Origin of the sequence: Caulobacter sp. SSI4214 (genome assembly GCF_012184455.1) — a bacterium.
Taxonomy (GTDB): Bacteria; Pseudomonadota; Alphaproteobacteria; order Caulobacterales; family Caulobacteraceae; genus Caulobacter; species Caulobacter vibrioides_E.
This window is the reverse complement of sequence record NZ_SZWJ01000141.1, coordinates 1-6,581: the sequence shown is the minus strand read 5'-3', so window position 1 is coordinate 6,581 and position 6,581 is coordinate 1. Positions and strand designations below refer to the sequence as shown.

The window sequence follows — 6,581 nt, the reverse complement described above, 5'->3', positions numbered from 1 at the left end:
CCAGAACGCTGACAACGTCCGTGCAGGGGCCCTCGCCGATCCGCCAGTGGCGGCGCAGGTCGAGCGCGATGGCGTCCAGGTCGGTGTCGCGCAGCTGCCGCCAACTGGCCCCGCCCAGCACGTCAGGCAGGTTCAGGTCGGGTAGGTCGACATAGTTTTCCAGCGTGGGGGCGTCACATAAAACGGGCACAGATATACGCTAAGCCTTTTGGGGCACGGTAGCGCCGATCTTTTGGCGCAGCGGCCGTAGCGTGCCGTGAAGCGTCCCGGGTTTTCCGGAGGCTCCTATCTGTGAGAAGGAGCTACGATGAGCGCTACAAGGAACAAGTTTTCGCCTGAGTTTCGCGACCGGGCGGTACGGATGGTTGATGAGCATCGGGGTGACTACCCGTCGGAGTGGGCGGCGATGACCTTGATCGCGGCCAAGATGGGCTGCACGACCGAGACGCTGCGCCGCTGGTGCCGCGAGGAGGCGAGCCGACGAGCGGGGCCAGCGGCGCAGGCCGCCAATGACCGGGAACGCCTCAAGCTGCTGGAACGCGAAGTCAAGGAACTGCGGCGGGCCAACGAGATACTGCGCAAGGCTTCCGCGTATTTTGCGCAGGCGGAGCTCGACCGCCACGGCAGATGATGATGGCGTTCATCGACGCCCATCGGGAGGACCTGGGTATCGAGCCGATCTGCCGTGAACTGGCGATCGCCCCGTCCTCCTACCACGAGCACGCCGCCCGCCTTGTCGATCCCGGCAGGCGTCCTGCCCGCGCCCAGCGCGACGACGAGATGCGTGAGCAGATCAAGCGCGTCCATGATGCCAGCTTCGGTCTCTATGGCACGCGCAAGGTCTGGCATCAGTTGCGGCGCGAAGGCATCGCCATCGCCAAGTGCACCGTGGAACGGCTGATGGCCGCCATGGGCCTGGCGGGCGTGCGGCGTGGGAAGAAGACGATCACGACCGTCAGCAACCCCAAGGCGCCGTGCCCGCTGGACAAGGTCAACCGCGAGTTCCGCGTCAGCCGGCCCAACGCCCTGTGGGTGGTCGACTTCACCTACGTCCATACCTGGGCCGGGTTCGTCTACGTCGCCTTCGTGATCGACGCCTATGCCCGCAGGATCGTAGGCTGGAAGGCCAGCACCTCGGCTACCGCTGGCTTCGTGCTGGATGCCTTGGAACAGGCGATCCACGCCAGAAGGCCCGGTCCCAATGATGGCCTGATCCACCACAGCGACAGAGGCGTTCAATACCTGGCCATGAACTACACCCAGCGTCTCGCCGAGGCCAACCTCGTGCCATCGGTTGGTAGCGTCGGCGACAGCTACGACAACGCCTTGGCCGAGACGATCAATGGCCTCTACAAGGCCGAGGTCATCTGGCGGCAGCGGTCATGGCCGAGCGCATCAGCAGTGGAAATGGCAACGCTGCGCTGGGTCGACTGGTTCAACCACCATCGCCTCTTTGGCCCCATCGGGCACATCCCGCCTGCCGAAGCCGAGGCCAACTACTATGCAGCCAACGAGACCCTCGATATGGTCGCATGACCCAAATGAACCCGCCTCCGGAAAACCCGGGACGCTTCAGTGCCCGTTTTATGTGACGCCCCCAGCTCGATCGGAAAACGCGCGATCACCCACCCCGACCGTAGCGCCAGCAAACGCTGTCCACTAACATTGAACCCGGATAACCCAGTGGGGTCAGGCCAAGCCATGCGAATTCCAGCGACCTTGGCGATTGTGACGCTGGCGGTGTCGGCGCCGGCCGCAGCGCAGGACAGCGCCGCCATCGTGCTCGATTATCAGGCCGCCCAGCAACGCCTGCTTGATCGATCGGACGCGATCGCCGCCTCGGACGCCAACGTGCGCGGCAAGCAGGCCCAGGTCGGCGCGACCCGCACATTGGGCGGACCTGAGGTGGACTTCGAGGCGCAGCTTCTGGACTACCAGAAGACGCTCTATCTGCCGCTGGGATCGCTGGCGCCGGTTGCCGGATCATTCGGGATCGAGGATCCGCTGCGGTTCCGACGCGGGGAGACCGCCGTCCGTCCGATCGTGACGGCGACGCTTCCGCTCTACACCGGCGGCCAGATCGCCGGCGCGAAAGCCGGCGCCAGGGCGCAGCTCGATCAGGCGCGCGCGGAACAGAAAGGCGCCGTCGACAAGGCGCTGCTGCAACTCGTGCAAGCCTATTACGGCCAGCAGCTCGCCGAACAGGCGCTCGGCGTGCGGCGCGACGTGCTGGCCGGCCTCGACCGGCATCTCGCCGATGCGGTCAAGCTGGAGCGGGAGCAGTTCATCAGCCGCGCGCAGCGCCTCCAGGCGCAGGTCGCACGCGATGACGCCGCGCGTGAGTTCGAGAAGGCCGTGGCGGAGCTTGAGACCGCGAACGCCGTTCTCGCCGGCCTGCTCCGCGCGCCGCAGGGCGTACGTCCCACCACGCCGCTCTTCGTCGTCTCCCAGCCGCTCGACCCCTTGGAGACGTACAGGGCCGAAGCCCTCAATTCCTATCCTGAGCTCGACCGGCTGCGTGCGCTGGAAGCTCAGGCCGAGGCGGGCCTGAAGATCGAGAAGTCCAAGCTGCGCCCGACGATCTATGGCTTTAGCCAGTATAGTTTCGATCGGCGGAATTCGCTGCTGACGGACCCGGACTGGACTGTCGGAATCGGCCTTCGCTACAAGCTCGTGTCTGGTCTCGGACGCAACCAGACGGTCGAGGCCGCGCGCCAGACCTCCATGCAGGCGAACGCCGGCGTCCGCGAGGCCCGGATGCAGATCGAAGTCGGCGTCGCCAGGGCGTGGAACGAGGCGGAAGCCGCACGCAGGCGTTTTCTGTTGCTGGACGGCTCGCTCGACGCCGCGAGCGAGAACCTGCGACTCCAGGGCCTTTCCTATCGCGAGCAGCAGGCGACGTCGCTCGACGTGATCGACGCCGAACTGGGCCTTGGCCGCGCACGTATCCAGCGCGCCCAGGCGGCTTATGAGTATGTGCTGGCGCTCGCGCAGCTTCTCGATCTGAGCGGACAGATCTCGAGCCTGCCCGACTATGTCGCCCGCGCCGACAAGGAGGTCCCGTGAGCGAGACGGCCGTGGAACCGCGCCCGGAAGGACCGCCCCCCCGCCAGCGGAACAGGCGTCGGCTGGCGATCGGCGTGGCGGCGGGGGTCGCGCTGCTGCTGGCGATCGGCCTGTGGCTCGCCTACCGCCCGGCGCCCGGCCAGATCCAGGGCATGGCGGACGCGCGCGAGGTCCGGATCACAAGCAAGGTCACGGGCCGGATCGCCGCCTTCCATGTCGAGGAGGGGCAAGCGGTCCGCGCGGGTCAGCTGCTCTACACCGTCGCCAGCCCCGAGATCGCCGCCAGGTCGCAGCAGGCCGGCGGCGCGCTCGCCTCGGCCCAGGCGGTGGAAAACAAGGCCAACACCGGGGCGCGGCCCGAGGACATCCGCGCGGCGGAGGCGCAGTGGCGCCGCGCCGAGGCCGCCGCCGCCCTCGCGCAGACCACCTACCAGCGCACCCAGCGTCTCCACGACGAGGGCGTGATCGCCGGCCAGAAGCGCGACGAGGCGCGCACCAATGCTATCGCCTCCAACGAGGCGGCGAAGGCGGCGCGGGCGCAATACGATCAAGCGCTGGCGGGCGCTCGCGGCGAGGACAAGGCCGCAGCCAGCGGGCAGGTGCGACAGGCGCGCGGCGCCGTCGCCGAAGTGGAAGCCGCCGCGGCCGAGACCCGCGTGACGGCCCCGATCGCCGGCGAGATCGGCCGCCGTCTCGCACAGCCCGGCGAGCTTGTGCCGCAAGGCTTCCCGGTCTTCGTGCTCACCGACGTCGCCCATCCCTGGGTCACGCTCAACGTGCGGGAGGACCAGTTGCGCGGGCTCGCGCGAGGCGCCGAGCTGGTCGGCGCGATTCCGGCCCTGCGCGAGCGCCGCGTCCGCTTCCGGGTGACCTATCTTGCCCCGGCCGGCGACTTCGCCACCTGGCGCGCGACGCGCCAGTCCAGCGGGTTCGATATCAAGAGCTTCGAGGTGCGCGTCACCCCGGTTTCGCCGGTGCGCGGTCTGCGGCCGGGCATGACCGTGCTGTTCGAATGGCCCCAGTAGTGCCGGGAACGGGCGCGACGGCGGGAACGGGAAAGGCCTTTCTCGCCGGCCTGCGCAGGGAAGTCCGCTTCCTCCGGTCGAGCTTCTGGGATCTCGCCCTCGTAAGCTGGATACCCCTCGCGCTCCTGGCGGTCATGGCGATCCAGCTCTCTTCCGGCGTGATGCGCGACCTGCCGATCGCCGTGGTGGACGAGGACGGCGGCGCGATCGCCCGCGAACTGACGCGCCGCCTGGACGCGGCGCCGGGCCTGCGCGTGGCCGCCCGTCCCGCCGAGATGCGGGACGCCGAGCGGCTGGTGCGGTCTCAAGCCGTCTACGCCATCGTGCTGATCCCCCGGGAAACGGAGCGGGCGGTGCTGCACGGGAGCACGGCCAGCATCCCCGTCTTCTACAATGCGAGCTTCTCCACCGCGTCCGGCGCCGCGCTCCGCGAGGTCGGCAATGTGACGCAGGGCTATGCGGCGCGGCTCGCCGTGGAGCAGACGGCGGCGGTCGCGGGGCCGGACAAGGTCCGGCCGCCGCCGGTGGCCGCGCAGACCACGATCCTGTTCAATCCGCAGGGCAGCTATGAGCTGCAGCTCGTGGCCCTGATCCATCCGGCCCTTCTCCACCTCGTCTTCATGGTCGCGGTGGTCAGCGCGCTGGGCCGCGAGCTCCGCGACGGGACCATCGGCGCCTGGCTCGGCGGCGCGCCCAGGCTGTCGGCGGCGGCGGCCGTGGCGGGCAAGATCTCCGTCTATTTCGTCTTCTTCATGGGCTGGGGCGTGCTGGCCACCGGCTATCTGGCCGGCCTGCGCGGCTGGCCGGTGCTGGGCAGCCCGCTGATGCTCTTCGCCGGCTATGTGGCGATGTATCTGGCCTACGCCGGGGTCGCGCTGCTGGTGACGGGGATAACCCTGTCCATGGGCAGGGCGCTTTCGGTCGCGGGGCTCTACGCGGGGGCGTCCTTCGCCTTCGCGGGGGCGATCTTTCCTGTCGAATCCGCTTCCGGCTTCGCGCAGTTCTGGAGCGCGATCCTGCCCTACACGGCCTTCGCCAAGCTGCTCGCCGAGCAATGGATGATGGGGTCGCCCGCGGCGGTGTCGTTCCCACAGGTCCTCATCATGCTGGTCTTCCTCGCCGTCGGCGCGGCCATCGGCCTGCCGCGCTATATCCATGCGGCGGCGACGCCGGCCGCCTGGGGGCGCCGATGATCGGGAAGTCGTTCCTCGCCACCTTCCGGGCGATCCTCACCGACAGCACGGCGCTGATGCTGCTGATCGGCTCGGCGATCCTCTATTCCTTCTTCTATCCCGCCGCCTATTCCGGCGAGACGCCGACCCGCATTCCCGTCGCGGTGGTGGACCTGGACCGGACAGCCGCCAGCCGTTCGCTGGTCAGCAAGCTGTCGGCCCTGCAGCAGGCGCAGGTGGTCGCCCGGCCGGCGTCGCCGTCAGAGGCCCTGCGCTGGGTCGAAGATCGCCGGGCGAGCGCCGTCGTCGTCATCCCGGAAGGGTTCGAACGGCGCATCCTGCGGGGAGAGCAGGGCGTGGTCACGCTTCATGGCAACGGGGCCTACCTGCTGCGCAGCAGCACTGCGCTCGCAGGGGTGGGCGCGGCGCTGGGAACGCTGGGCCGGGAAGCGGCGGTCGACCAGGCCATGGCGCGGGGCGCGCCGGCCCCGCCCGCCCTGGAGGTGATCCAGCGGCCGCTGTTCAACACGCATGAAGGCTATGGCAGCGCGGTGGTCCCCGGCGTCACCTTCGTCATCATACACCAGACGCTGCTGATGGGTCTGGCGCTGCTGGCGGGAACCATGAGCGAGCGTCAGGGCCCGCTCGCCTTCCGCCCACGCGAGCTGCTGGGCGTTGCGCTGGCCTTCTTCGTCATCGGCTGCGCGGACGTCGCCTATTTCACCGGCTTCGTCTTCTGGTTCCAGGACTTCCCGCGCGCCGCCGGAAGCCTTGGCGCGCTGGCGGTGGCCAGCGTGCTGTTCGTCGCCGCTACAGTGGCCGGCGCGCTGGCCCTGGCGAGTTGCTTCGCGGTGCGCGAACGGCCGATCCAGCTCTGGATCATCACCTCCGTGCCGATCTATTTCCTTTCCGGACTGTCCTGGCCCGCGGAGGCGACGCCGGGCTGGCTGGCGATGCTGGCGCGGCTGCTGCCGACGACGCCCGGCATCCATCTGATGGTGGGCGTGAACCAGATGGGGGCCAGTCTGGCGGAGCAGAAGATCGAGCTGCTCAACCTCGCGGCGCTGACGTTGCTCTATGGCGCGATCACCATTGTCCGCTATTGCACCCGCACCCACCGGTGACCCCGGTGTCGCGGGGCCGGACGGCTTCGCCAAGGCTTGAGTGTGGTTCACAGACCGTCCCAATGGTCCCTTCCACCACCTTCCGTCGCGCTCGCATTCGGGACGCCCACAGTCCAGTCTGATGGTCAGGAGAGCCGTCGCTACGGGCTGAGCCCGACCGCTACTGGTATGCGCCTGACGTCGAACTGCACATC

6 protein-coding genes and 1 other annotated feature are annotated in these 6,581 nt (G+C 68.8%); of the genes, 5 read left to right on the top strand and 1 reads right to left on the bottom strand.

The window, feature by feature from the left end:
- The coding region (locus FCU40_RS22185; RefSeq protein WP_206677367.1) for a hypothetical protein at positions 1-190 on the bottom strand (190 nt) is incomplete at its 3' end.
- A gap of 117 nt (positions 191-307) precedes the next feature.
- On the opposite strand from FCU40_RS22185, the gene FCU40_RS22180 reads away from it, so the two are divergent.
- The 5 genes from FCU40_RS22180 (at position 308) to FCU40_RS22160 (ending at position 6,387) form a co-directional block, all read left to right on the top strand.
- Positions 308-1,536 (top strand): IS3 family transposase gene (locus FCU40_RS22180; RefSeq protein WP_168077953.1). Its coding sequence is split into 2 segments (ribosomal slippage): positions 308-593 and positions 593-1,536, totalling 1,230 coding nucleotides; the frame shifts between segments, so codons are not numbered across the junction.
- Positions 589-703: a sequence feature (AL1L pseudoknot), on the top strand. It overlaps the preceding gene by 115 nt.
- Before the next feature lie 192 nt (positions 1,537-1,728).
- Positions 1,729-3,066, top strand: coding sequence for a TolC family protein (locus FCU40_RS22175; RefSeq protein WP_241693687.1), 1,338 nt, complete (start codon positions 1,729-1,731; stop codon positions 3,064-3,066).
- The gene (locus tag FCU40_RS22170) at positions 3,063-4,091 is read left to right on the top strand and encodes an efflux RND transporter periplasmic adaptor subunit (protein WP_206677365.1); all 1,029 of its coding nucleotides are present in this window, start codon (positions 3,063-3,065) and stop codon (positions 4,089-4,091) included. Before FCU40_RS22175 ends, FCU40_RS22170 begins: the two co-directional genes overlap by 4 nt.
- Positions 4,079-5,284, top strand: a complete 1,206-nt coding sequence (locus FCU40_RS22165) for an ABC transporter permease (RefSeq protein ID WP_168077949.1) — start codon at positions 4,079-4,081, stop codon at positions 5,282-5,284. Before FCU40_RS22170 ends, FCU40_RS22165 begins: the two co-directional genes overlap by 13 nt.
- On the top strand, positions 5,281-6,387 hold the full coding sequence (locus FCU40_RS22160; RefSeq protein ID WP_168077947.1) for an ABC transporter permease: 1,107 nt from the start codon (positions 5,281-5,283) through the stop codon (positions 6,385-6,387). Before FCU40_RS22165 ends, FCU40_RS22160 begins: the two co-directional genes overlap by 4 nt.
- Positions 6,388-6,581 lie beyond the last annotated feature (194 nt).